This is a genomic window from Marinobacter sp. 1-4A, from assembly GCF_016597725.1.
In the GTDB taxonomy this organism is placed as follows: Bacteria; Pseudomonadota; Gammaproteobacteria; order Pseudomonadales; family Oleiphilaceae; genus Marinobacter.
Window position 1 is genome coordinate 706963 of record NZ_VCGY01000001.1, and the last position, 23421, is coordinate 730383.

Genomic DNA, 23421 nt, shown 5'->3' on the forward strand with positions numbered 1-23421 from the left:
AATTATCCTTTAGCGTTTAAAGTTTGCGAGGGCAGCTCGATACCGGCCTTGGCGGCTCGTGCTGCATGAAGCTTTCTGTAGCTGTCGATCAGCCGCAGGTGTCTGTCCAACCCTTCCAACTGCATGTTGGTAGGCGTCAGACCGTAGAAGCGCACGCTGCCATCGAGGGAGCCGGTTACGGCGTCCATCACCTCATCACCGAACATCCGTCGGAAGTTAAACAGGTAATCACTCAGCTCTAGTTCTTCATCCAGTGTGACTTCCAGCACTGCGCACATGGCTTGATAGAACAGCCCACGCTCCACAGTGTTGTCGTTGTATTGCAGGAACATCTCTACCCTTTCGAGGGCATCTTCGTATTGCTTCAGCGCCAAGTTGATCAGAAGCTTCAACTCTAGAATGGTGAGCTGGCCCCACACGGTGTTTTCATCAAACTCGATACCAATCAGGGTGATAATGTCTGTGTAGTCATCAATCTGGCTGTCTTCTAAGCGCTCGACTAACGCGGCCAGTTGCTCATCGCTCAGGATGTGCAAGTTGAGGATATCTTCCCGGTAATCCAAGGCACGGTTGGTGTTATCCCAAATCAGATCTTCCACTTGGTAAACCTCTGAGTAGCCGGGCACTAGCATTCTGCAAACCGGGGCCCCCAGATCATCAAAAATGGCGGTGTACACTTCGTGCCCCATGTCTTCAATAATGCCGAACAGACAGGCTGCCTCTTCCTCGGTGGTGCCAGAGAAGTCCCATTCGTGAAACTCAACATCCGCTTTGGCGCTAAAGAACCGCCAGGACACCACGCCGCTGGAATCGATGAAGTGTTCAACGTAATTGTTGGGCTCGGTGATGGCCAGGCTGTTGAAGGTTGGAGGAAGAAAATCGTTCAACCCCTCAAAGCTACGACCTTGCATAAGCTCGGTAAGGCTGCGCTCCAGCGCCACTTTCATGGTGGGGTGTGCACCAAAGGAGGCAAAAACCCCGCCGGTTTTCGGGTTCATGAGGGTTACGCAGGCCACGGGGAACTGGCCACCTAGAGACGCATCTTTCACCAAAATTGGGAAGCCTTGGGCTTCCAAAGCCCGCACCCCTTCAAGAATATCCGGGTACTTTTCCAGAACATGCATTGGCACATCCGGTAGTGCAATTTCTTCCTGAATGATCTGCTTTTTCACCGCTCGCTCAAGAATTTCCGACAAGCACTGAACCTGTGCTTCTGCCAGAGTATTGCCTGCACTCATTCCGTTGCTAAGGAACAGGTTCTCAATGAGGTTACTCGGGAAGTAAACGGGTACACCGTCGGAGTGGCGCACGTATGGCAGAGCGCATATTCCGCGCTCCACATTGCCGGAGTTTGTATCGATCAGATTAGAACCCTGCAACTCGCCATCCGGGTTGTAAATGGCCAGGCAATGCTCATCCAGAATGCCTTCTGGTAATTCGTCGTCAGGCCCCGGCTTGAACCAGCGCTCTCTCGGGTAATGCACGAACTCGCTGTTGGCGATTTCCTCACCAAAAAATTGATCGTTGTAGAAGAAATTGCAGTTCAGGCGTTCAACAAATTCGCCCAGAGCTGAGCACAGAGCGCTTTCTTTGGTGGAACCCTTGCCGTTGGTGAAGCACATAGGTGAGGCCGCATCCCGCATGTGCAGCGACCACACGTGGGGCACGATGTTGCGCCAGGAGGCAATTTCAATCTTCATGCCCAGATCGGCCAAAATGCCGCTCATGTTGGCAATGGTTTGCTCCAGCGGCAGGTCTTTACCCTCAATGTAGGTATCGGCAGTACCTTCTGGTTTGATGGTCAATAAAGCCTGCGCATCTTCATCAAGGTTATCAACGATTTCGATCTGGAAGTCCGGGCCGGTTTGCACAACTTTCTTGACCGTGCAGCGGTCGATGGAGCGCACGATGCCTTGGCGGTGCTTCTCGGGCAGGTCGTCCGGCAGCTCAACCTGAATTTTGAAAATCTGTTTGTAGCGGTTTTCCGGATCAACAATGTTGTTCTGGGACAGGCGGATGTTATCGGTTGGAATATCCCTCGCCAGACAGTACACCTTCACAAAATAAGCGGCGCACAGGGCTGATGAAGCCAGAAAGTAGTCAAAAGGACCAGGTGCCGAGCCGTCGCCTTTGTAACGAACAGGCTGGTCGGCAATCACCGAGAAGTCATCAAACTTGGCTTCAACTCGGAGGTTGTCGAGATAATTGACGTTAATTTCCATTGCGAGGGTACCCGGTTTAGAGATTTCGGCGCGTTTTGAAAATATAGATCGGCCACGAAGGGCGGCCATTATAGACGTAACGCTACGCTACTCACACCTCGTACCAATCACAACGTCAGCAGCACACTCACTCAGCCGTGCGACTAGCCACAGGCCGAAAGGCTCGCCACATACGTTGCAACTTTTCTTTAGGTAGGATCACCAATAAGTTGCCTGCGAGCACCAGCGACACGCCTGCAACGGCTTCTAACGTCCAGATGTAGTTTTCGAAAACCGTTGAAAGCGCCAGCGCAACGATTGGAAATAGCACCATGCAGTAGGCTGCGCGCTCAGGGCCAATGCGACCAAGCAGTGTGAGAAAACTCCCGAAACCGAGTACGGAGCCGATCAAAGCCAGATAAACCAGAGAGCCTGTGTAAGCCCATGTGGTTTCAAAACCAAAGGCTTCGCCCCTACCCCAAGCGATTAGTGCAAGCGCAAGTGCGCCATAAGCCATGCCATAGGCGTTGGTCTGCATAACCGGTAGTTTTACTGACTGGTTGCGAGCCGACAGCATATTACCGAAGGAAGTAATGAAGGTGCCTGCGAGGCTCAGCATCATCGCCCGCAGTGTAGTGCCGTCGGCATCCAGCGCTCGAATTTCCGGCAGGAATACCAGACAAATGCCCACTAGCCCAAACGCTGCGCCAACGATAACGGAACGCGGAACACGGTTACCGAAAAACAGTGCCCCGTTTACGATGTTCATAACGATAATGGTGGAGAACACAACCGCGATAAGGCCGCTGGTGATATTGGCTGCAGCCTGATAAACCAGCATGTAATTGAACCCGAACAGCATCAGGCCCTGACCTGCCATCCAGAGGTGTTGGCGGAAATCAAACTTCATCTTCCGCCGGGTGAGGCTGCACCACAGCATCAGCACCAGTGCCGACAAACCGAACCGGTATGCGATAGACACATCGCCGGGCACCTCACCCAACTGTAAAGGGATTGCGATAAAGGTTGATCCCCAGATCAACACGGTCGATAAATAGAGCACAAAGGTGTTTGTCAGCATAGGTAAAGCGGCCTGCAACCGTGATCAACAACCGGCTACGTTTTTCGCGCTACCGATCTTTCATTTAAAAAAATCATTCTCCTACTTATAGTTATCTTGCTCAATAGTTTTTAGGTGAAGACCGGTTCTCTGCTAAATGAAGTGGTACTCTGTGAGTTCCGCGTACTTGGTAAACCGCTCGCCGTCCCAGTGCAAGGAGTAGTGACCAGCTTGCGTGACTGGACTTGTAGCGGGGGGCCGTAGTAGCGCCACGGCCTCGGCTCCATCAGCCCGTATAGAGCTGTAAAGAATTCCGAATTCCCCGGAGTTTATAAGGTTGGCTGCCACCTGTTGTCCGGGTGAGTAGTTTGTATCGTGCATGTATTGGGGTTGGCCCCGGAGATCCACCAGAGGTTCAACAACCTGCCCGGTGTAACAGCGAACCACTGCCGAATAATCGCTGCCCACACCGAAGCCGCGCCATACCTTGCCTGAATGATAAATCCATTCTTTGAGTGCTGTTTCCAAAGAGTCTCCTGCGTAATAGGCGCCCCGGGAACGGGTATTGAATCGCCCTTCTGACGGGTAACAAAACGACGCCATCACTGCGCCCCATCCAGGACCAGCCCGATAATCCTTTTCATCAATATAGCGCGGCCAGTGAACAACTCTATCGCTGGTTGCCGACTCCAGTTCACCAAGAAGAATGGAGTCGGGGCTCTCAAAGCAGTCTATCGGTGGGTATTTACTGTGAATAATACGGTAATGCTTCCAATGCGGTATTACTCGATCCATCGTTTTATTTCCTAGCCACGCATTGCGTCTAGATTACGACGAATGTAGTAAAGGGCTTCCATGGAGCCCTGTTCCAGCAAATAACTCTTGATGGATGTTCCTTGTAGACCCATCAAGTCAACCGGCTTCTGGAACCATTCGTTGGCCATGTTTTCGTGGCCTGACGGAGCTATGAGAGTAAGTGCCTTGTGGATACCAAGTAGTAAACTGATTCGATCCATCACATCTCGAGACACTTCTACTGTTGCTCCGGCATTTACTTTAGCTTGCCACCCAGTCAAAGTGCGACGACTGATACCGCCAAGGAGCGTTCCCAGATCGTCCATGGTCAACCCCCAACGTTCGCGGCGATCAAACAGCCAGCGAAGCCCTGCGGTGCTGTGAGCATCAGTCAGTGTCGGGCCGTCATTTTGAGGTGGCACTGTGTCGACGGGGTAGCTCTCTCGCAAAACCAACATACTCCCCTCCCCTAATGACTTTTACAGCGTTTACCCATTTACATGTTGATTATAGTGCTCTCTCAACCGACAGGCAACAATGCTCACGCTTTAGGACTTTGAGCAGATTCGCCACATCCAAGCATGCTTTCCGGGGCACAGAAAACTGCGCCCCGGTATAAGCTACTCCGGCTTGTAAAAACGCTGGATACTTGAGAAATCCAGCGTTCCGTTGCCTTGCTCGGCATGGAGCGTGAACAGATTTCGGGCGAGAGAGCCCATGGGAATGGCAGCCTGATTTTTCACAGCGTTATCGAAGGCCAAGCCAAGATCTTTGTTCATCAAATTGACCAAAAAGCCGCCCTCGTAATCCCGTGATGCGGGTACTCCGTCCATTACGCCTGGCCATGGGTTGTATACATTCAAGGCCCAGTTGCCGCCGGAACTCTGCTTCATGACTTCAGAGAGAACCGCGGGGTCCAATCCGTTTTTTACGCCCAGAGCCAAGGCTTCACTGGTGCCTGCCATCAGGATGGCCAACAGCATGTTGTTGCAGATTTTAGCAACTTGCCCTGCGCCGTGATCGCCAGCATGGAAGATATTCTTGCCCATGCTTTCCAGAATCGGTTTTGCTTTGTTGAAGGTGTCTTCGTCGCCGCCGCAAATGAAGCTCAGTGTGCCCGCTTTAGCGCCGCCCACACCGCCAGAGACCGGCGCATCGAGGAACGGGATTTGCTTTGCTTCTGCCTGCTCCGCCACACCTCGAGCGGTCTCGGGAGAAATGGTCGATGAGTCAATTACCAGCGTGCCCTCAGGCAGAGCCGCCAGCAAACCATCTTCTCCCAGATACACCGCTTCAACGTGTTTTCCGGCCGGTAACATGGTAATTACGCACTCGGCACCTTTGGTTGCGTCATGTGCTGTCTCTGCGGTTTTTGCACCTTCGGAAACCAGTGCGGCTACGGCGTCTTTTGACAAATCAAACACGGTTACGTCGTGACCGGCTTTCACAAGGTTGCCAGCCATTGGGCCACCCATGTTGCCCAAGCCGATAAAGGTAATCTTTGCCATATTCATCCCCTTGTTTTTGTATTCGGTTGATTAGGCCGCCTCTGCTCAGGCGGCCTGTTTGGCTACTTCTCGAAAAAGCTGTCGATCCACTCGCTGTCCATTTCTTCCAGCGATGTGTAGCGCCAGCGGGGTTGCTTGTCTTTATCGATTAAGAGGGCACGCACGCCTTCGGCAAACTCGCCTTTACCAAGGCAGTTTTTGGACAACGTTAGCTCTTTGTCGAGCACCTCACGAAGACTATTCAGACGGCAATTGCGCAAGTGCTGCCAGCATAGTGCCAAGGATGTTGGCGATGCGGCACTCAACGGTTTGGTCGACTTGGCCAGCCAGCCTTCACCGCTCGCAAGCTCCTTCATTTGAGACACTATATCGGCCAAAGTGTCGGCATCGGTGACGCGATTGATGGTATCGAAATTCGACCGCACCGGAGACTCTGGCAAGGCATCGGCGCTTTGGTTTTCGTGGTGCCTGAGTACACTGCTCATCACGGCAAAGGCGTCTTCCCCCTGCCAGTTACGCGCGGTCAGGTCGGCAACCACCGCTGCCTTGTGTTCATGCTTGATGAAGCGATCGGCAAGACCCACGAACAAGGCGTCTGCTGCGTTCATACGGGCACCGGTTAAACCCAAAAACAACCCTGTGCGCCCGGGGGTACGGTTCAAAAACCAGCCTGCTGCTACATCCGGGTACAGCCCGATACTGCTTTCCGGCATAGCCAGCATGGATGCTTCCGTAACCACTCTATGTGAGGCGCCAGCCATGATGCCAATACCGCCCCCCATAACTATCCCATGCCCCCAACACACCACAGGCTTGGGAAACGAATGGATTAGATAGTCCATTTCGTATTCTTCTGTAAAAAACGCGGTACCTACGCTGGTGCCGCTTCCGCTCTGGGGCTCGGTCATGCTCCGGTAAAGGGCAACTATGTCGCCACCGGCACAGAACGCTTTGTCGCCTTCGGCCTCAATCCAGACTGCACGAACGCGGTCGTCTTGCGCCCAGTTTTTGAGCTGTGGCGTCAGCATCCGAATCATCTCAAGAGAGAGTGAGTTGAGCGCCTTGGGTGTATTCAGCCGGGCTACTGCAATCAGCGCGCCGTCAGCGGTTTTCCACTCTTCAAAAACAATCGGTTGGTTGCTCATAAAAATCCTTAAACCGGCAGGTTTCGGGTTTCAGCGGTTTTTCCATTCCGGTTTACGCTTTTCCAGAAAAGCATTCACGCCTTCTTTCTGATCTTCGGTTGAGAACAACTCAACAAACAGCTCACGCTCCATACGCCAGCTATCGGAATGGCTGCGACCATCACGGGAACTCATTACCAGAGTTTTGCAGCGTGCAACCGAAGACGGGCTCTGTTTGCAGGCCATTTCTGCCAGTTCCAGTGCCTTCTCAAGGCTCTTGCCAGTGGGCACAACCTCTTCAACCAAACCAATCTGCAGTGCCTTGTCGGCCTTGACTCGTTCACCGCATAGAATCATACGCTTGGCCCAACCTTCCCCAACGATCCAGGGCAGGTTCTGGGTGCCGCCAGCACAAGGCAGCAAACCAACCGTCGCTTCTGGCAGAGCCATCTGGGCATGCTCTTCAGCAATGCGGATGTCACAGGCCAGTGCGCACTCAAGGCCACCGCCCATGGCGTAACCGTTCACCGCGGCGATGGAAACGCCCCGGAATGCTGTCAGCGCGGCAAAGGCTGCCCCGAACAACTGAGCCATTTCGTTAGCACGGGCCTTGTCGCCATCCGCAAAGGTTTTAAGATCAGCCCCGGCAGAGAAGAACTTCTCGCCCTGCCCGGTCAGAACCAGCGCAAAAATGTTCGTGTCTTCGTTGAGCTCACGAACGATTTTTGCCAGTGCATTTAGGGAATCCGCCGTCCATGTATTGGCCGGTGGGTTATTGATCGTTAATACTGCAATGTGTTCGCGTTTTTCGAGCTGAATCAGATCGCTCATCATGGTTCTCCTGTTATTTTTGTGCGCTTATTGGATGGCCTCGGCCACGCCGTCATCCAGCAGGCGACGGGCAACAATTAACCGCATGATTTCGTTGGTGCCTTCCAGAATTTGGTGCACACGCAGGTCGCGCAGATAGCGTTCCAGAGGGTACTCCCGGATATATCCGTAGCCACCATGCAGTTGCAGTGCATCATTCACCACATCAAAGCAGACATCGGTTGCGAAGCGCTTGGCCATGGCACAGTGGAGCGTGGCTTCGGTGTCGCCGCTATCGAGCTTGAACGCGCCAAGGCGCACCATCTGCCGGGCTGCCACCAGATTGGTCGCCATATCCGCCAGTTTGAACTGCAATGCCTGAAAGGCTGCCAAAGGTTTACCGAATTGCTGCCGTTCGTGCATGTAGTTGCGGGCTCTAAGCAACGCCGCTTGGGCCCCTCCCAGCGAGCAAGTAGCGATATTGAGGCGGCCGCCATCAAGCCCTTTCATCGCAATGGCGAAGCCATCACCTTCTTCACCAATGCGACTGGCTACGGGAACGCGAACGTTCTCAAGGCTGATCATGCGCGTGGGCTGGGAGTGCCAGCCCATTTTCTCTTCATTCTTGCCGTAGGAAATGCCTTCCGCATCCGCGGGAATCACGAATGTGGAAATACCCTTGGCACCGGAATCCGCCGCGCCGGTGCGGGCCATCAACACCAGAATATCGGTTTCGCCAGCGCCAGAGATAAACATCTTACTGCCATTGATGATGTAGCTATCACCCTCTCGAACCGCCTTGGTTCTCAGGCTGGCTGCATCGGAACCCGCACCGGGTTCCGTTAGGCAATAAGACGCTAACCACTCACCGCTGGCCAGCTTCGGCACCACATCTTGCTTGAGCGCATCGGGCGCAAAGCTTGCCACCATCCAAGTTGCCATATTGTGGATGGTGATAAAGGCAGCCGTTGAGGGGCAGGCTGCTGCCAGTTCCTCAACGATGACCGATGTATCAAGCCGCGACAGCCCCATGCCACCGAGTGCTTCCGGGGTGTAAATCCCCATAAATCCCATTTCCCCGGCTTCTTTCAACACGTCCACAGGGAAGATGTGTTCGTCATCCCACTTGGCCGCATGGGGGGCCATGGATTTCTCCGCAAAGGCACGGGCTGCTTCGCGGAACGCGAGCTGGTCTTCAGTCAGGTTAAAATCCATCGTTAGGCTCCTGGCGAAGAACGCAATTAACGCAACTGGATAGAAAAGTTAGCCTCGGACGTTGTCGCCTCACTGGAGAACCAACGGGATGTAACCGTTTTGGTTTCAGTGTAGAAGCGCACAGCCTGCTTGCCGTAAGCGTGTTGGTCACCGTAGAACGATCCTTTCCAACCAGTGAACGAGAAGAACGGCAGGGGCACAGGAATGGGAATATTCACACCCACTTGACCGACCTCGATCTCATGCTGGAACTTACGGGCAGCACCGCCAGAACCTGTAAAGATGGATACGCCATTGCCATACGGGCTCTTGTTAATCAGGGCGATAGCGTCCGCCAGACTGTCCTCTTCCATGCAGGCGAGTACCGGGCCAAAGATTTCTTCGTTATAGATGTCCATCTCGGTGGTAACGCCAGAGAACAGGGTTGGGCCAACCCAGTTGCCATCTGGCAAACCATCAACATTACAGCCACGACCGTCGAGGAGTAGGTTTGCACCCTGCGCTTCGCCGGTGGCAATAAGCGCTTCAACACGATCTTTGGCTTTGGCCGAAATCACCGGGCCGTAGCTTGCGCCGGAATCGTTCCAGGCACCCGGGCGAACTTTTGCCATGGCCTCTTTAAGTTCCGGAATCCAGGCTTGGGCCTCACCCACAAATACGGCGACCGAAATAGCCATGCAACGCTGGCCCGCTGCGCCAACAGACGCACCTACGAGGGCATTGAGAACCTGCTGCTTATCTGCGTCCGGCATGATAACCATGTGATTCTTGGCGCCAGCAAAACTCTGAACACGCTTCATGTTGCGGGTTCCGGTTTCGTATATGTAGCGGCCAACAGGCACAGAGCCTACGAAGGACACAGCCTTGATTGCGGGGTCGGTAAGCAGCACATCAACCTGTTCTTTGCCTCCGTGCACAACCTGCAGCACACCCTTGGGTGCACCGGCCTCTTCAAACAACTCAGCCAAACGCATAGGCGTGAGCGGGTCTTGCTCAGACGGCTTGAGGATAAAGGTGTTGCCGCAGGCAATGGCCATGGGGAACATCCAAAGAGGGATCATCGCCGGAAAGTTAAACGGAGTGATACCTGCACACACGCCCAAAGGCTGGATCCAAGAGTGGGTATCCACTTCCCGGGCTACGTTTTCGACGGTTTCACCCATCATCATCGAAGCGACGTTGGCTGCATGTTCGACAACTTCAATGCCACGCCAGACATCGCCCTTGGCATCGTCAAATGTTTTGCCGGTCTCCTGCGACAGGATTTCTGCAATCTCGTCGTGGTGTTCTTTCAGCAAGGCCTGATAACGCAGCATCACACGAGCGCGCTCCGAAACCGGAACCTCTTTCCATGTTTTGAAGATCTCACCGGCAGTCTCAATCGCCTTACGCATCTCTGCGCTGGTGGTAAACGGCGCTCGGGCGATCACTTCATTCGTGGCCGGGTTGGTTACGTCAATCCATTCGTTGGTTTGGCTCTGAACAAATTCACCTGCTAGGTACAGCGGAACGTCTTTCATCTTGGTATCCCTGTTTGTTGTTGTGCGGAAAGCGCGCCAATAGCACAGTGGCTTTGGCAATGAATGAGCAATCTATAGCAATCTATGCTGGGACCTTAGCACGACCTCTGGCACTTGATGATTGACTAAATTTCGACCTTGATGGACTATCTTTCGATTATCCCGCAAACAACACAAGCACTCAGCATGACACAAACGTCCTTATGGCCAGTACCCAAAGACAGCATACGCTACGTGGTACCAGCTCCCATTATTAGCCTTTTGTCTGATCATCCGCTCACTCGGGACCTCTATCCACTGGCATTCGGCCACTATCGCAGAGCCACAGGCCACCACATGCACCGGGAGCATCATCGCGACAATCTTTTGATTTACTGCACCGAAGGCAGGGCCTTTCTGAACTTAAAAGGAGAGCCTTACACAATGGAGGCAGGAGACCTTCTGTTACTGCCAGCGGGGGCCAGCCACCGTTATACAGCTGACCCGGAAAACCCCTGGACGATTCACTGGGTGCACTACACCGGGCCATTGGCTAACGAATTTCACACATATATGGGGTTTGATGCGTCAACACCAATCCGCCATTTGGGGAGACAACCTCGGCTGCTGGTGGACTTTAACGGCCTGCTATCTGTTCGCCAGACGGGCTTTCGGGCGCGCGGTCTGATTCATGCGGCCAACCGTCTAAGGCAACTATTGGCTGCGGTGCCGATCAGTATTGATGAAACAAGCCAAGAACGAAAAGCCGAACTGGATACCATCAACAATTACATGCACGAACACCTCGATGAGCGCATTACCCTTGAACAGCTTGCCGATCTTGCTGGGCTTTCCCCTGCGCATTTTGCGACACGCTACCGTGAACAAACTGGTACCTCACCCATCCAGCACTTCCTTCACCTTAAAGTGGAGCGTGCTTGCCAGATGCTGGATGCTACAAGCCTGAGTTTTACAGAGATAAGCCACCGTCTGGGCTATGACGATGCTTATTACTTCTCCCGGCTATTCAAAAAAGTCATGGGGCAGTCACCAATGGATTACAGACACACGCCGAGGCATTAATAAGGCACAACAGGCCAGTAACTCGCCTGTTTCCATCTACGACTTTTGTTGCAGAAGCGAAACCGTTAGTCTTGGAGACAAAGACGCAAAAGAAGCATAAAAATGGCGACACATACTTTTGAAATTGACGAAACTTTCGACGTACCGCGCAGCAAGGTGTTTGCACTATTCGCTGATCATAATAGCTTCGGGAAGCTTCTCGGGGCGCCTGTTAAAAGAATCAAGAACAGCGATCAAGCAGACCCTAACGGCCTTGGCTCTGTGCGCAAGCTTGGCATCGGCCCGATTGGACTGGAGGAAACGGTAACCAGTTTTGAGCCGGACACGTTGATTGAATACACAATCACCAGTTTGAGCCCGATCCGCAATCACTTGGGCCGCATTCGCTTTGAAGACACCCCGGAAGGTCATACCCGAGTGCGCTATCGCATTACCTTTGACGATATCGTGCCCTACACCGGAAAACTGGTCAGTGCCGGGCTGGAACACGCCATACGTCGTGGGATCAAGCAGGTTCCCAAACTGGCCTGACTCACGGCTTCGAATGATACAAAACGTTACTTGATGGATATCAGATAATTGACCTGTGGCAATTGTTGCTATCCGTCAATTTTGTACTCTCCGCGCCACTTGCAACTAAAAGGCCTACCGGCCGACCCTCATCACTGCGGAGATCAAAATGGCAAACGAGCCGATCGTCCTGTTTGATAACGGGCACCACAAGTGCCTAATGTTTGATTCTCTGGTCACCGGAGAAGGCGTTCAGTCTAATCAGTTTTTGATCGTTGACGGCAAACACGAAGCCTTGATCGACCCAGGCGGCGACCTCACCTACACACCGCTTGCGGTGGCTGCGTCCAAATACATGAATATAAAGGATATGGACTTTGTATTTGCATCGCATCAGGACCCCGACATTATCGGCGCCATTGATCGCTGGATTGTTCATACGAGTGCAAAAATTGTCACATCAAAGCTGTGGGCGCGGTTCCTCCCGCATTTGGTATCAAGCTACGTCACCAATCAACTAAGCGGCAACGTTTACGACCGCATCATCAGCATTCCGGATGCAGGCGCCAACGTAAAGTTTGGTGAATCTTACCTACAGTGTTTGCCTGCCCACTTCATGCACTCTGTGGGCAACCTGCAGTTCTACGATCCGGTCTCAAAAATCCTGTTCTCTGGAGATCTTGGGGCATCGATGGGCGCTGCTGACGACCACCTTCCAGTACAGGACTTTGACCGCCATATTCCCCATATGATGGGATTCCACCGGCGCTATATTGCCTCAAACAAGGTATGCAGACTGTGGGCTAACATGATCCGGGAAATGGACGTGGCAATGATTGTGCCCCAGCACGGAAAGCGCTTTGAAGGCCCGGTGATGGTTGATCAGTTTTTGAATTGGGTAAGCAATGTGGAGTGCGGTATCGACCTGATGACGCAGGACAACTATCGCGAGCCCGTTGACTACATCTAAACGCTTGCGGGACAGGCCAACCAAATAGGCCTGTCCCAAACGGGGATTCTTGCGTAAAATCTTGCCTTTTCACCCGCAAGTAGAAGGCATCGCAAAAATGGGCAGAGCCTACCAGAACCGCAAAGAATCCATGGCCAAAACAGCACAGGCCAAAACCAAGGTTTACAGTAAATACGGGCGCGAAATCTACATGAGCGCCAAGTCCGGCGGAACCGACCCGGATGGCAACCTATCACTACGCGGGCTGATTGATCGTGCAAAAAAAGATCAGGTGCCCTCCCACGTTATCGAAAAAGCCATAGATAAAGCCCGGGGTGGCGCTGGCGAGGACTACTCACCGGCTCGCTACGAAGGCTACGGCCCCGGTAACTGCATGGTGATTGTCGATTGCCTAACCGACAACCCTAACCGCACCTTTGGCGATGTGCGCCTAGCCTTTACCAAAACCAAGTGCAAAATCGGCACACCGGGCACTGTTGCCCACATGTTTGACCACAGCGCTATTTTCGTATTCAAAGGCGAAGACGATGAAGCCGTGCTTGAAGCTTTGATGGAAGCCGACGTCGACGTTACCGATATTGAAAACGAAGATGGGAAGATCACCGTATTCACACCAAACACGGAATATGCCAAAGCTCGTCAAGCACTGACAGACGCCTTTGCCGATATCGACTTCGAGGTGGATGAAATCCAATTCCTGCCGAAAACCACAACGCCGGTGGAAGGTGACGACATCCCCATGTTTGAAAAGTTTTGCGACATGCTGAACGAACTGGACGATGTGCAGAACATCTTCCACAACGCGGAATTGCCGGAACAGTGAGCCTACCTAAGCCGCGAGTGGCTGTTCTTAAAACCGGTAGCACCTATCCGAGCATCAAAAAAGAGTTCGGTGACTTCGATCAGTGGTTCTTGCGCGGCCTGTCATCAGGGTTAGACATTACCGTATTTGATGCCGAGGCCGGTGAGCTACCCGCCGATCCCGCTGATTGGGACGGTGTTGTGGTAACCGGATCTCCGGCCATGGTAAGCGACCGCGAACCCTGGAGCGAAAGCGCTGCACAATGGCTGGTCCGTGTAGTTGACAAAACCATTCCCTTACTCGGGGTGTGTTACGGGCACCAGCTTCTGGCACACGCCCTAGGCGGCGAAGTTGGCTACCATCCGGAGGGCCGCGAGAGCGGAACAAAACGCATAGAGCTGCTGACCAGTGCTCTGGAAGACCCGCTATTCCGTGCCATGCCTCCTAACTTCAGCGCGCAGCTTACTCATAAACAGTCCGTATTGAGCCTACCTCCGGGTGCAGTTTTGCTCGGCCGTAATGAGTTCGAGCCACATCAGGCATTCCGTGTGGGTAAGTGTGCGTGGGGCGTGCAATTTCATCCGGAGTTTTCCAGCGCTGTTATGAAAGCCTACTTGGGTGTGCAAGCGCCAGACCTGGAACGTGAAGGGTTCGACCCGCAAGCTATGATCAGCTCGGTTACCGATGCCCCGGAAGCCTCCGGTCTGCTGAAACGGTTTTCTGATTTGGTTAAAGAAAACCATGCTGGCTAAAACGACACAGAGCCGTTTATGACATTGAAGGTATTGTTCGCAGTTATCGTTCTGGCATTGGTCGGCGTGGGGATATATCACAGCTACAAGCCCCTGCCGCCCGGCATCAGTTACAACGGCGGCGCACACCCACTCAGTGATGCAAAGCTGTTGACAGATACCACCATCCACCACAGCGACGGCTCCGAAACCCGCGACCACGAGATATTTGACGAAATCCTACGCCTCATCGGTCAGGCTCAGTCCTTTATTCTGGTCGATATGTTTCTCTTCAACAGCAGCAGCCCTGAAGGTGTAGCGCACCGCCGCCTTTCGGAGCAGCTAACCCAAGCGCTTATCAATCGGAAAGCAGAGCAGCCGGAGTTGGAGATTGTTGTCATCTCTGACCCACTGAATACTCTTTACGGTGGCTCTGTATCGCCATGGTTTCAGGCCCTTCGGCAAGCGGGCATCTCCGTAACAGAAACCAACCTGCGACCGCTACGGGACAGCAACCCTGCATGGTCTGCAATCTGGCGGCTCTGCTGCCAGTGGTTTGGAAACAATGCTGAAAGTGGCTGGCTGCCAAATGCTCTAGGCACAGAGCCCGTCACTATTCGTAGCTACCTTGCCTTACCCAACTTCAAAGCCAACCATCGCAAGGTTTTGGTTGCCGACGAGGGTGATGAGCTGCGGGCTTTCATAACGTCTGCCAACCCGCACGATGGCAGCAGCAGGCATAGCAACATTGCGATTAGTTTTACTGGCCCGGCGGTTATAGATGTTCTGAAAAGTGAGCAGGCGGTTCTAGCTATGTCTCGCCAACCTAACACGGCACTGAATAAGCTGATCAACCAGAAAATATCGTCTGAGGTAACCACCGACAATGCTGCTGGAACGATTGCAGTGAAAACTGAATCTGCGATTCGGGATACGGCACTTGAGATGATCTCTAGCGCCCAAAACGGAAGCCAGCTTGATCTCGCCTTTTTTTACCTGTCACACCGGTCAGTGGTTGCTGCGCTGCTCGATGCCCATAAGCGTGGCGCAAAAGTGAGGGTTCTGCTTGATGCCAACAACGAAGCATTTGGCCATCAAAAAAGCGGCATACCCAACCGGCAAGTTGCACTGGAGTTGCACAAAGCTGGCATCCCCGTACGCTGGTGCAACACCTTGGGTGAGCAGTGCCACAGCAAGCTGTTGATGCTACACCCGGCAACCGGCCCTACTGAGGTTTTGCTAGGCTCCGCTAACTTTACTCGGCGCAATCTTGATGACCTGAACCTGGAAACCAATGCTTGGGTCTCTGTCGCACCCGATTCTGCATTAGCCACAAAGGCCAAGAGCTTCTTTGACCGCCAGTGGCAGTCTGGCCCAGACTCAGACCCTACTATGAGCCTACCTTACGAGCACTGGGCGGACGACTCAGCGCTGCGTTACTGGCGATACAGGTTAATGGAAGCCACTGGGCTTTCGACATTTTGAGCCCGTTTTAGTGCTTACTAGCATCCCATTTTTTCATAAAGGCTTGTGAAAAACAGCCACATCCTTACAGGGCACCGACATAATCCAGCCCATGCGCTTTGCAATAAGCCTCAAGGTTGCTTCACGATAAAACACAACATGGGTGGGGTCTCGGCGGTAATGCCAGTTATCGAACCGCTCATCGCAGGTTTGAAAACACGTCATTATGCCAAGCCATCCTCCGGGCTTTAGCAAACCATCTAACTGAGTAAATACCTTTGCCGGGTGATGCAAATGCTCAACCACCTCCGTGCAGGTAATGAAGTCGTACTGTTGATCTAAAACTGACGGCTCCGGGTAGAAGAAGGGGTCGTACAACGCCACATCCATTGCGGATTCGCGCAAGATTTCCGCAAGCGCCGGACCGGGGCCACAACCAAAATCCAGCCCTACTGCTCCAGACGGGATGCGTTCAATCATGGGCACCGCTAGCTTTTCCAGAAAGGCTCTATAGCCCGAATCGCCCGGATCATTGTTGTGAAGATCATACACAACGCGCTCTTCTTCCGCGGAAAGCCAGCTTTCCTGCGCCATTAAAGTTGCCTCGCAGAGCGGGCAACGCAAGTACCTTTTGCCATCTACAACTCGAAAGCCAGCCAAAGTACCTTGCTTACACACGGTGCATGGGGCGCCCTCACAAACAACAGGATGAGCTGCCCTTTCTATCGTTAGTATTGGTTTCTGCAAGCACCCTCCAACTACCTATGCTCAACCTGACAAATGTTTCATTTGTCATATCCGGCCATCGCGGCCGTTTCGTGACGGGCTGCCAAATCGACTCAACAGCATCATGTCTATACTGTGCACGCCAATCAAAATGCAAAAAGTAACCGATTTTCGCCTGAACCAGTAGCAAAACACGACGATCTTACGGGCTTCGCTCGTATCAGGGATAGGAGTATGGATATTTCAAATCGTATGGCCCTTGAGGTGCCCCTGATCTCTGCACGCTATGTGCGTCGTTTCATCGAGTTTATGGAACGCAGAGGTGTAAAACGGGCAGCCCTCCTAAACGACACCAATATTACTGACGCGATGCTGGATGACCCAGACGCAAGTATCAGCATGCAGGAGATAACCTCCGTGCTGAAAAAAGCAGACTGGCTAATGAACGACGAGAGAGCTGCCTTCCAGTTCGGGCAACAGCTGGACTTGCCCAGCCACGGTCTACTTGGGTTTGCCGTACTTGGTCAGGACAATCCGCGACAACTTATCAGCATGATTGTCCAGTATCTGCGTGTTGGCCTTCCCTTAATGGATATGGAGCTTAACTCCACCGGACCAACCTTCAATATTCGTCTGCTCGATACCTGGGGGCTGGGTGAGCTCAACCCCTGTATAACCAAAATGTACATGGGCAGTATTCACCGGGTATCTGCGGAGGTATGTGAGCATTTCGACATCCAGTTTGCTTTCCCAGCACGGCGTGATGCCAACTCATGGCAGTCATTGGCTAAGGATTGCGAGTTCCACTTCGACGCGCCCTGCAACCAGATAACCATGACATTGAAAGGGCAGCCCAGCCAAAAGGATAGCGTAAGCCTTCAGTTTCTTTTGGCCCGCACACGAAAAATAGCCGGGCAACAAACCGGGCAGGCCGATGAAACACTGATGCAGGTTCGGGAGATGATCATGAGCCAGCCTGGTCGGCCATGCACCACAAGCAACATTGCCCGGCGCCTCGACATAAGTGCTCGCACCCTGCGCCAACACCTTGCCAGTGCAGGCACTTCGTTTCGTGAAGTAAGAAACGAAATTCGGGAAAACTTCGCAACTTTATACCTCAGAGACACCAATGTGCCCCTGGAATCCATTGCTGAAAAGCTTGGATTTAGTGATCAGGCAAGCTTCACCAAAGCCTACCGTACCTGGACGGGGAAAACTCCGGGTGATGTTCGCAAGCAGTCGCAAAAAAGCCAGTAATTGCTCCAGTCAACTCAACAGCAAAGCAATTTGAAGCCGGTCACGGTTTGGACATTCTCTGCACATTATCGCCGCTTTGGACAAAAACCATGCCGCGAACGGCAATGACCCACTGCGGTCTTCAGGGGCCTAATAGGCCTGCACACTTGCGTATAAACGCGTGGCAAAAGGGTATTTTGCAAGTCCGATTGAAATAGTCGTTTTCGGTGTTGTCTGCGCGCCCTCCCATAATAACGATGCTTTACAGAGGACGAACTCATGAAACTCAGGAACACCAACCCCGGCGGACGCATACTTGCGCCCGCTATGGCAGCTGCAGCATTAATGTCTGGTGCCGGAAGCGTTATGGCCGCACCGGTCACTACCAATCTGCAATTCACCTGCCCGTTCCCACTGATCGGCGACCAGCCTATCAGCGCGGAAATCAGCGCAGACATCCCGACGAGCGCAACTGTTGGCACTCCTTTGCCCGCGTTCGCTGTATCCGCAATGACACTTGTAAACGAAGACTCGCGTACCGGTCTCAAGCTGGTTGGTTCAGAAACCGTTGAAGGCACCGCGGTGAACACGAACCAGATCATTACTACTAGCGGTACCGTTGAGCAAACAGTAACCCTGACCATTCCCCCCAGCCCGATCCCATCAGAATCTGGAGCATTCACGGTTCCTGCAAGCGGCCAAGCACCGGAGTTCACATTTAGCGCCCAAGATGTCGGTAATGCTGAAATCCGCGTTGGTGGACTGACACTGAATCTGGTTGCTCGTACTGCTAATGGTGATATTGCCCCCGCACCGATTGGTGAAATTACAACCAACTGTACACTGCTTGCAGGTCAAGATAATTTACTGCAAACCGTTGCGGTGGTAGACGAGCCTTCTGATACACCACGCATTGCAGTAAACCGCGACGAAGTGGCCTTTGGTAACGTGCAAGCTGGCACCACCAAAGATGAGATCGTTACTCTGAGCAACACCGGTAATGCGGCACTTGGTATCAACGGTGTTTCGATTGCTGGCGCGAACGCCAGTGCATTCATGCAAAGCAACAGCTGTGGCACCATCGCCGCTGGCGAAAGCTGTGATGTAAACGTTACCTACATCCCCGATGGCGAAGGCACCCAGAGTGCAACCTTAACCATCAACTCAACGGATGCAGAGAACAGCTCTGTAGACGTTGCCCTGAACGGCCGCAGCGTGCTTGCGCCAATTCCGGAAATTGCGGTAACACCTGCCTCTGTAAACTTGGGCCGAGTTCAACTGGGCCAGAGCAATTCTACCCAGGTCACAATTTCCAACAATGGCAACGACACTCTGCTGATCAACGGCATCGAGCTTGCCGGTCCTGATGCAAGCGAGTTCCTGCAGACCAACAACTGCACCACAGTCGCACCTGGCCAGACTTGCTCTGCTGAAGTAAGCTTTACAGCGGCGGCTGCAGGCGTACGCAACGCACAGCTGGTCATCTCCTCTGACGATCCTGAGAATGCAGAAGTCTCCGTACCAGTAACTGCAGAAGGCTTTGAAGCACCGACTAACGAAATCGAGCTTCTGCTGGGTCTTGCAGGCTCTACCTATATCAACTCGTCGGACAGCACTCTGCCTCTGACCGGCAGCATCGCAACTCTTCTAGAGCTGGCGAGCGGCACCTTCGAAGCCGACCTAAACGTTGAGCCAACTGTTGGTAACTTCTCCATCAAGCTTCTTTTCAGCCGCCTAAACGCTACAGCGAACGTGGAATTCGAGCAGTCAGAAATGACCACCGGCAATCTGGTTAACGGTAAACTGACCGCCAATTCCCACCTGTACGTGAAGGTTCCTAAGGTTCAGCTCAAGCTGTTCGGTCTTCCGATTCGCGTTGGCGGTGGCAGCGAGTGCCAGACAATCCAGCCTGTAGATATCACTCTGACCTCGGTTGAAGGCTCTAACTTCTCGCCTGCAACCGGCGGGGACGTGAGCGGCGTATACGACCTACCACCACTCGAGAACTGTGGTCTTCTGACCAGCGTTCTTAACCAGTTCCTGACTGGTTCCGGCAACACCATCGACCTGACGTTGACCCCGGAGCTGTAAGGAAAACAGGGCTAATTAAATAAGGCCCGTCCGGGCCAGCTGGGATCACACCGGCTGGCCCACATAACAAAAGCAAAAAAAGGAATAACTATGAAAAGCCTGAAGAAATCAGTACTGGTGCTGGCCATTTCAAGCCTGTCGTTCGCGGCAAGCGCAGAACTAAAGCCACTTGAAGACACTCATATGGGCAACATTACCGGTCAGGCCGGTGTCACCATTGAGTTGGAAACCAAAGTTAATATCGGTGAGTTCATTTATACGGATGAAGGCTCGCTTTCTGTGAAAGACATCTTCATCGGTGGCGCAAACCGCACCGATATGTTTGCCGAGTTTACAGACCCGACAATCCGAAACTTTTTGTTCGCCGATACAAGCGACCTGATCGATAACATTAAGATCGAAATCGATATTGCGGACGACGGCGACGCTTTGATCAACGTATTCCCACTCGTTGCAGCACCTATCGACTTTGCCGTTAGAACCGGGGAATGGTCATTGCAAGGACACACAGACTCCACCCTGCTGGCCAACAATTTTGCTATGGACGGTATTGTAACGGAGCTAAAAATCCGCATTGATACTGCAACCGACAAGATGAACGTGCAAACCTTGTTCGCCATCGACGATCTGGATGTTGATATCCCATTTTTGGCCCTTGGCATTCGTGACCTGCACCTTACTGGCGCAGACTTCGATCCAAACAACCCAATCATCACCAAGCTTGGCGCCAAAGTTAATATGGACATTTACAACGGCACCAGAGCCAATGGCGGCTCCGCTTTGGCAATCGACTTGAATACCTTCGAGGCTGACATGACTATCGGGCAAGTGCTCGTAGGCGGCACCTCAATCGGCTCTGTTGCTCTGGACAACTTGTCTGTTCAGAACACAGCTATGCGTATCTACGGCCACTAAGGCTGTTGGGGCCTCCGGCATGCCGGAGGCTCTATCTTCCCCTTCATCCCCCTACCCTTTTATCCCGCTCAAGGGCGCAGAAATAACATCTGGCTGGTATCATGCCCGAATTCTGATTCGCAACCGGGTAACCGATGACCAACAACCATTCTACGCGCCTCAACAAATACATTAGCGAAAGCGGCATGTGTTCACGCCGTGAAGCCGACCGTTACATTGAGCAAGGCAATGTCTTTATCAATGGCAAGCGCGCCTGCGTGGGCGATCAGGTTTTACCCACAGATACCGTTAGAGTAAACGGCCAGATCATCGAGCCCAGAGCGGAAGAAGACTTGGTGTTTATCGCCTTGAACAAACCAGTGGGCATCGTCAGCACCACTGATGATGCGGAAAGACACAATATCCAGCGCTTTGTTGGCCACAGCACTCGCATTTTTCCTATCGGGCGCCTCGACAAGGATTCGCAGGGGCTGATATTCATGACCAGCAACGGCGACCTGGTCAATAAAATCCTTCGAGCTGGCAACAACCACGAAAAGGAATATGTTGTAACCGTCGACAAGCCCATCACCAAGTCGTTTATTCAAGGTATGGCCGGGGGCGTTCCTATCCTTGGCACCATGACCAAAAAGTGCAAAGTGGTGCAAGAGAGTCGTTTTGTATTTCGCATAACACTGGTGCAAGGATTGAACCGCCAAATTCGCAGGATGAGTGAGCATTTCGGGTTTGAGGTTACCCGGCTAGAGCGCGTTCGTATTATGAACGTCAACCTGAAGGGGTTAGCGGTAGGTCAATGGCGGGATCTAACGGAGAAGGAGTTGGCAGGACTTTTTGAAGCGATACGTCATTCCTCCTCTGACGGCACTCCGGGCAAGCCTGCTGCCGCTACAAAGAAAGCAGGCGGACAACCCAAGCGCTCTCCGCGGTCACCAAGATCCGGCCACAAATCGGGATCTAAAGCTCTCGGCGGCAGGCCTGAAGCCGGTAAAAAACCCAAATCATCAAAGCGACCAAAACCCGGAAAGCCAAGGCAGCGAAGCGTTAAGCGATAGAAAGGACTCCCATTTCTGGCCCGATAGGCTATTTGCAACGCCTGCCCCCTTTTGTGACATTGAAGGTGCTTCCTATTCAAAGCATAGTGCGCCTATGCTTGAAGGACCAATTCTCAAGATACGGACAACTCATGTTCTGGATTATCGCTGTCGTCATAGTGGTTATTGTTGCATTGACACTGCTTGTGTTTCGCATGGAGGATTTGTCGCACTTCGATCAAGAGGAGTATTCCGTTAGGGAGGCAAGCCCCAGTGCCGAAAACCAAAATGTACTAGAGCGATTAAAAGAAATGCGCAGAGCAGGCAAGGGCCTTCGCGGCAAAGCGAGGCTGCTTGCGATGCGAAAGCATATGGACAGCCTGAGTGACGGTCTGGATATGCAATCCGAATTCCGCCAGTGCAACACTCCCAAAGGCGAGTGGGTGATTGCCCCGGGGGCCGACACACGGCGAAGGATTCTCTACATTCACGGCGGCGCCTGGGCGGTCGGCAGCCCACGGAGCCACAGATCCATTACAGACCGACTGTCCCACATTGCCAATGCTGCCGTTTTTTCTTTGGATTACCGCCTTATGCCAGAGCATCGGTTTATGGATGGTGTGAGAGACTGCCGCAAAGCTTACACCTGGCTATTGGAAAACGGTCCAGATGGCGAGTCAGAGCCGGAATTCATTTTAATAGCGGGAGACTCTGCCGGTGGAAGCCATACCCTTGGGCTGCTGGCATGGATTCGCGACAATGGATTGCGTCAGGCTGACGGTGCTGTGGCGTTTTCACCTTCTACCGACCTCACACTGTCGGCGCCCAGTAACCGCAACAATATTTCCACAGACCCTATGCTGGGGCCCACGTTCGGTGGCCTCTCTAAAGTTCCCCGGCCGGTGATCTGGTGGGCAACACTGGCGGCCTTTCGTATTTCACCCACTAGCCCTATAGCATCCCCCCTTCTGGGCAATCTCGCCAACCTGCCGCCCACACTGATTCAGGCCAGTGATTCGGAGATGCTATTGGATAACGCACGGCGGTACACCGCCAAAGCGAGAGCAGCTGGGTCGCATGTAGAACTGCATACTTGGCCGGGTATGGTTCATGTATGGCAAATTTTCACGCCCATGCTGCCAGAGGCTGAAGAAGCGTTTGCTGACATAGAGGTGTTTATTAGAGATATCGAATCCCGCAAATCTCAGCCAATAGCAGCTGCTCAGACCTGAACCTTACCGCGCAAGGCTTTGGTTTTGCCCTTCTGGGTTTTGCGGTCAACCCGTTTACGCCGTGCAGACTTTGAAGGGCGGGTAGCGCGCCGCACCTTCTGCACCTTGACCGCCTCCTGAATCATCTCCTTCAGGCGCTCAAGAGCATCTTCCTTATTGAGCTCCAGCGTACGAAAAGACTGCGCCTTGATCACGATAACGCCTTCTTTGCTTATGCGCTGATCCTGCAGCGCCATAAGCCGCGCTTTATAAAATGGCGGCAGAGCGGAATTTTGAATATCGAAGCGCAGGTGCACGGCCGAGGCCACTTTATTAACGTTCTGGCCACCGTTACCCTGAGCTCGAATCTGTGTAATTTCTATTTCCCAGTCCGCGATTTCGACAGTATTGGATAGTTTCAACATGGCATTAGGATACC

General features: G+C 53.0%; 22 protein-coding genes. 11 read left to right on the forward strand and 11 right to left on the reverse strand.

Translation table 11 applies throughout. From position 1 onward, the window contains the following. Window positions 1-2: 2 nt before the first annotated feature. The 9 genes from FE845_RS03075 to FE845_RS03115 form a co-directional block, all read right to left on the reverse strand. Complete coding sequence (locus FE845_RS03075) at window positions 3-2222, reverse strand: OsmC domain/YcaO domain-containing protein (RefSeq protein WP_200361698.1); 2220 nt, start codon at window positions 2220-2222, stop codon at window positions 3-5. A gap of 127 nt (window positions 2223-2349) precedes the next feature. Further along, window positions 2350-3282, reverse strand: a complete 933-nt coding sequence (locus tag FE845_RS03080) for a DMT family transporter (protein WP_200361699.1) — start codon at window positions 3280-3282, stop codon at window positions 2350-2352. A 132-nt stretch (window positions 3283-3414) separates the two neighbouring features. Beyond that, on the reverse strand, window positions 3415-4056 hold the full coding sequence (locus FE845_RS03085; RefSeq protein ID WP_200361700.1) for an RES family NAD+ phosphorylase: 642 nt from the start codon (window positions 4054-4056) through the stop codon (window positions 3415-3417). Between the two features lie 11 nt (window positions 4057-4067). Next, window positions 4068-4514, reverse strand: a complete 447-nt coding sequence (locus tag FE845_RS03090) for a hypothetical protein (protein WP_200361701.1) — start codon at window positions 4512-4514, stop codon at window positions 4068-4070. A 162-nt stretch (window positions 4515-4676) separates the two neighbouring features. After that, complete coding sequence (mmsB, locus tag FE845_RS03095) at window positions 4677-5564, reverse strand: 3-hydroxyisobutyrate dehydrogenase (RefSeq protein WP_200361702.1); 888 nt, start codon at window positions 5562-5564, stop codon at window positions 4677-4679. A 62-nt stretch (window positions 5565-5626) separates the two neighbouring features. Beyond that, the gene (locus FE845_RS03100) at window positions 5627-6709 is read right to left on the reverse strand and encodes an enoyl-CoA hydratase/isomerase family protein (RefSeq protein WP_200361703.1); all 1083 of its coding nucleotides are present in this window, start codon (window positions 6707-6709) and stop codon (window positions 5627-5629) included. A 30-nt stretch (window positions 6710-6739) separates the two neighbouring features. After that, complete coding sequence (locus FE845_RS03105) at window positions 6740-7519, reverse strand: enoyl-CoA hydratase (RefSeq protein WP_200361704.1); 780 nt, start codon at window positions 7517-7519, stop codon at window positions 6740-6742. A 27-nt stretch (window positions 7520-7546) separates the two neighbouring features. Further along, complete coding sequence (locus FE845_RS03110) at window positions 7547-8713, reverse strand: acyl-CoA dehydrogenase family protein (protein WP_200361705.1); 1167 nt, start codon at window positions 8711-8713, stop codon at window positions 7547-7549. 26 nt (window positions 8714-8739) lie between these two features. Then, window positions 8740-10233 carry a CoA-acylating methylmalonate-semialdehyde dehydrogenase gene (locus tag FE845_RS03115; protein WP_200361706.1) on the reverse strand — a complete coding sequence of 498 codons (1494 nt, stop codon included), beginning with the start codon at window positions 10231-10233 and terminating at the stop codon, window positions 8740-8742. 186 nt (window positions 10234-10419) lie between these two features. Between FE845_RS03115 and FE845_RS03120 the strand changes: the two genes are divergently transcribed. From FE845_RS03120 to FE845_RS03145, 6 genes are all read left to right on the forward strand, one after another. Beyond that, complete coding sequence (locus FE845_RS03120) at window positions 10420-11295, forward strand: AraC family transcriptional regulator (protein ID WP_200361707.1); 876 nt, start codon at window positions 10420-10422, stop codon at window positions 11293-11295. Between the two features lie 102 nt (window positions 11296-11397). Then, window positions 11398-11826, forward strand: a complete 429-nt coding sequence (locus tag FE845_RS03125; protein WP_200361708.1) for an SRPBCC family protein — start codon at window positions 11398-11400, stop codon at window positions 11824-11826. A 148-nt stretch (window positions 11827-11974) separates the two neighbouring features. Beyond that, the gene (locus tag FE845_RS03130; RefSeq protein WP_200361709.1) at window positions 11975-12775 is read left to right on the forward strand and encodes an MBL fold metallo-hydrolase; all 801 of its coding nucleotides are present in this window, start codon (window positions 11975-11977) and stop codon (window positions 12773-12775) included. A gap of 97 nt (window positions 12776-12872) precedes the next feature. Then, window positions 12873-13598: a YebC/PmpR family DNA-binding transcriptional regulator gene (locus FE845_RS03135; RefSeq protein ID WP_200361866.1), complete on the forward strand. Its 726-nt coding sequence runs from the start codon at window positions 12873-12875 to the stop codon at window positions 13596-13598. After that, complete coding sequence (locus tag FE845_RS03140) at window positions 13595-14329, forward strand: glutamine amidotransferase (RefSeq protein ID WP_320159662.1); 735 nt, start codon at window positions 13595-13597, stop codon at window positions 14327-14329. Before FE845_RS03135 ends, FE845_RS03140 begins: the two co-directional genes overlap by 4 nt. A gap of 18 nt (window positions 14330-14347) precedes the next feature. Beyond that, a complete protein-coding gene (locus FE845_RS03145; RefSeq protein WP_200361710.1) occupies window positions 14348-15793 on the forward strand; it encodes a phospholipase D family protein in 1446 nt (481 codons plus the stop codon). Between the two features lie 33 nt (window positions 15794-15826). On the opposite strand, the gene FE845_RS03150 is transcribed toward FE845_RS03145, so the two are convergent. Further along, window positions 15827-16366 carry a class I SAM-dependent methyltransferase gene (locus FE845_RS03150; RefSeq protein ID WP_200361711.1) on the reverse strand — a complete coding sequence of 180 codons (540 nt, stop codon included), beginning with the start codon at window positions 16364-16366 and terminating at the stop codon, window positions 15827-15829. A gap of 366 nt (window positions 16367-16732) precedes the next feature. Here FE845_RS03150 and FE845_RS03155 point away from each other — a divergent pair, with 366 nt between their 5' ends. The 5 genes from FE845_RS03155 to FE845_RS03175 all read left to right on the forward strand — a co-directional run bounded on the left by FE845_RS03155 (window position 16733) and on the right by FE845_RS03175 (window position 23003). Next, window positions 16733-17755 carry an AraC family transcriptional regulator gene (locus FE845_RS03155; RefSeq protein ID WP_200361712.1) on the forward strand — a complete coding sequence of 341 codons (1023 nt, stop codon included), beginning with the start codon at window positions 16733-16735 and terminating at the stop codon, window positions 17753-17755. Window positions 17756-18013: 258 nt separating this feature from the next. Then, entirely contained in the window at window positions 18014-19825 is a 1812-nt protein-coding gene (locus FE845_RS03160; protein ID WP_200361713.1) for a choice-of-anchor D domain-containing protein, read from the forward strand. A 90-nt stretch (window positions 19826-19915) separates the two neighbouring features. Next, the gene (locus FE845_RS03165; RefSeq protein WP_200361714.1) at window positions 19916-20740 is read left to right on the forward strand and encodes a DUF6160 family protein; all 825 of its coding nucleotides are present in this window, start codon (window positions 19916-19918) and stop codon (window positions 20738-20740) included. 134 nt (window positions 20741-20874) lie between these two features. After that, window positions 20875-21792 (forward strand): 23S rRNA pseudouridine(2604) synthase RluF, encoded by a 918-nt coding sequence (gene rluF / locus FE845_RS03170; RefSeq protein ID WP_200361715.1) that lies wholly within the window; start codon window positions 20875-20877, stop codon window positions 21790-21792. Between the two features lie 131 nt (window positions 21793-21923). Next, window positions 21924-23003, forward strand: coding sequence for an alpha/beta hydrolase (locus FE845_RS03175; protein ID WP_200361716.1), 1080 nt, complete (start codon window positions 21924-21926; stop codon window positions 23001-23003). On the opposite strand, the gene arfB is transcribed toward FE845_RS03175, so the two are convergent. Further along, complete coding sequence (gene arfB / locus FE845_RS03180) at window positions 22994-23407, reverse strand: alternative ribosome rescue aminoacyl-tRNA hydrolase ArfB (RefSeq protein WP_200361717.1); 414 nt, start codon at window positions 23405-23407, stop codon at window positions 22994-22996. The genes FE845_RS03175 and arfB overlap by 10 nt on opposite strands. Window positions 23408-23421 lie beyond the last annotated feature (14 nt).

Excerpts from the sequence above, each read along its gene's own strand:
- FE845_RS03080 (WP_200361699.1), bottom strand. The coding sequence starts at position 3,282 with ATGCTGACAAACACCTTTGTGCTCTATTTATCGACCGTGTTGATCTGG.
- FE845_RS03160 (WP_200361713.1), top strand. The coding sequence starts at position 18,014 with ATGAAACTCAGGAACACCAACCCCGGCGGACGCATACTTGCGCCCGCT.
- FE845_RS03075 (WP_200361698.1), bottom strand. The coding sequence starts at position 2,222 with ATGGAAATTAACGTCAATTATCTCGACAACCTCCGAGTTGAAGCCAAG.
- FE845_RS03130 (WP_200361709.1), top strand. The coding sequence starts at position 11,975 with ATGGCAAACGAGCCGATCGTCCTGTTTGATAACGGGCACCACAAGTGC.
- FE845_RS03150 (WP_200361711.1), bottom strand. The coding sequence starts at position 16,366 with ATGGCGCAGGAAAGCTGGCTTTCCGCGGAAGAAGAGCGCGTTGTGTAT.
- FE845_RS03090 (WP_200361701.1), bottom strand. The coding sequence starts at position 4,514 with ATGTTGGTTTTGCGAGAGAGCTACCCCGTCGACACAGTGCCACCTCAA.
- FE845_RS03110 (WP_200361705.1), bottom strand. The coding sequence starts at position 8,713 with ATGGATTTTAACCTGACTGAAGACCAGCTCGCGTTCCGCGAAGCAGCC.
- rluF (WP_200361715.1), top strand. The coding sequence starts at position 20,875 with ATGACCAACAACCATTCTACGCGCCTCAACAAATACATTAGCGAAAGC.
- FE845_RS03135 (WP_200361866.1), top strand. The coding sequence starts at position 12,873 with ATGGGCAGAGCCTACCAGAACCGCAAAGAATCCATGGCCAAAACAGCA.
- mmsB (WP_200361702.1), bottom strand. The coding sequence starts at position 5,564 with ATGGCAAAGATTACCTTTATCGGCTTGGGCAACATGGGTGGCCCAATG.
- FE845_RS03175 (WP_200361716.1), top strand. The coding sequence starts at position 21,924 with ATGTTCTGGATTATCGCTGTCGTCATAGTGGTTATTGTTGCATTGACA.
- FE845_RS03165 (WP_200361714.1), top strand. The coding sequence starts at position 19,916 with ATGAAAAGCCTGAAGAAATCAGTACTGGTGCTGGCCATTTCAAGCCTG.
- FE845_RS03145 (WP_200361710.1), top strand. The coding sequence starts at position 14,348 with ATGACATTGAAGGTATTGTTCGCAGTTATCGTTCTGGCATTGGTCGGC.
- FE845_RS03120 (WP_200361707.1), top strand. The coding sequence starts at position 10,420 with ATGACACAAACGTCCTTATGGCCAGTACCCAAAGACAGCATACGCTAC.
- FE845_RS03115 (WP_200361706.1), bottom strand. The coding sequence starts at position 10,233 with ATGAAAGACGTTCCGCTGTACCTAGCAGGTGAATTTGTTCAGAGCCAA.
- FE845_RS03100 (WP_200361703.1), bottom strand. The coding sequence starts at position 6,709 with ATGAGCAACCAACCGATTGTTTTTGAAGAGTGGAAAACCGCTGACGGC.
- FE845_RS03085 (WP_200361700.1), bottom strand. The coding sequence starts at position 4,056 with ATGGATCGAGTAATACCGCATTGGAAGCATTACCGTATTATTCACAGT.
- arfB (WP_200361717.1), bottom strand. The coding sequence starts at position 23,407 with ATGTTGAAACTATCCAATACTGTCGAAATCGCGGACTGGGAAATAGAA.
- FE845_RS03125 (WP_200361708.1), top strand. The coding sequence starts at position 11,398 with ATGGCGACACATACTTTTGAAATTGACGAAACTTTCGACGTACCGCGC.
- FE845_RS03105 (WP_200361704.1), bottom strand. The coding sequence starts at position 7,519 with ATGAGCGATCTGATTCAGCTCGAAAAACGCGAACACATTGCAGTATTA.
- FE845_RS03155 (WP_200361712.1), top strand. The coding sequence starts at position 16,733 with ATGGATATTTCAAATCGTATGGCCCTTGAGGTGCCCCTGATCTCTGCA.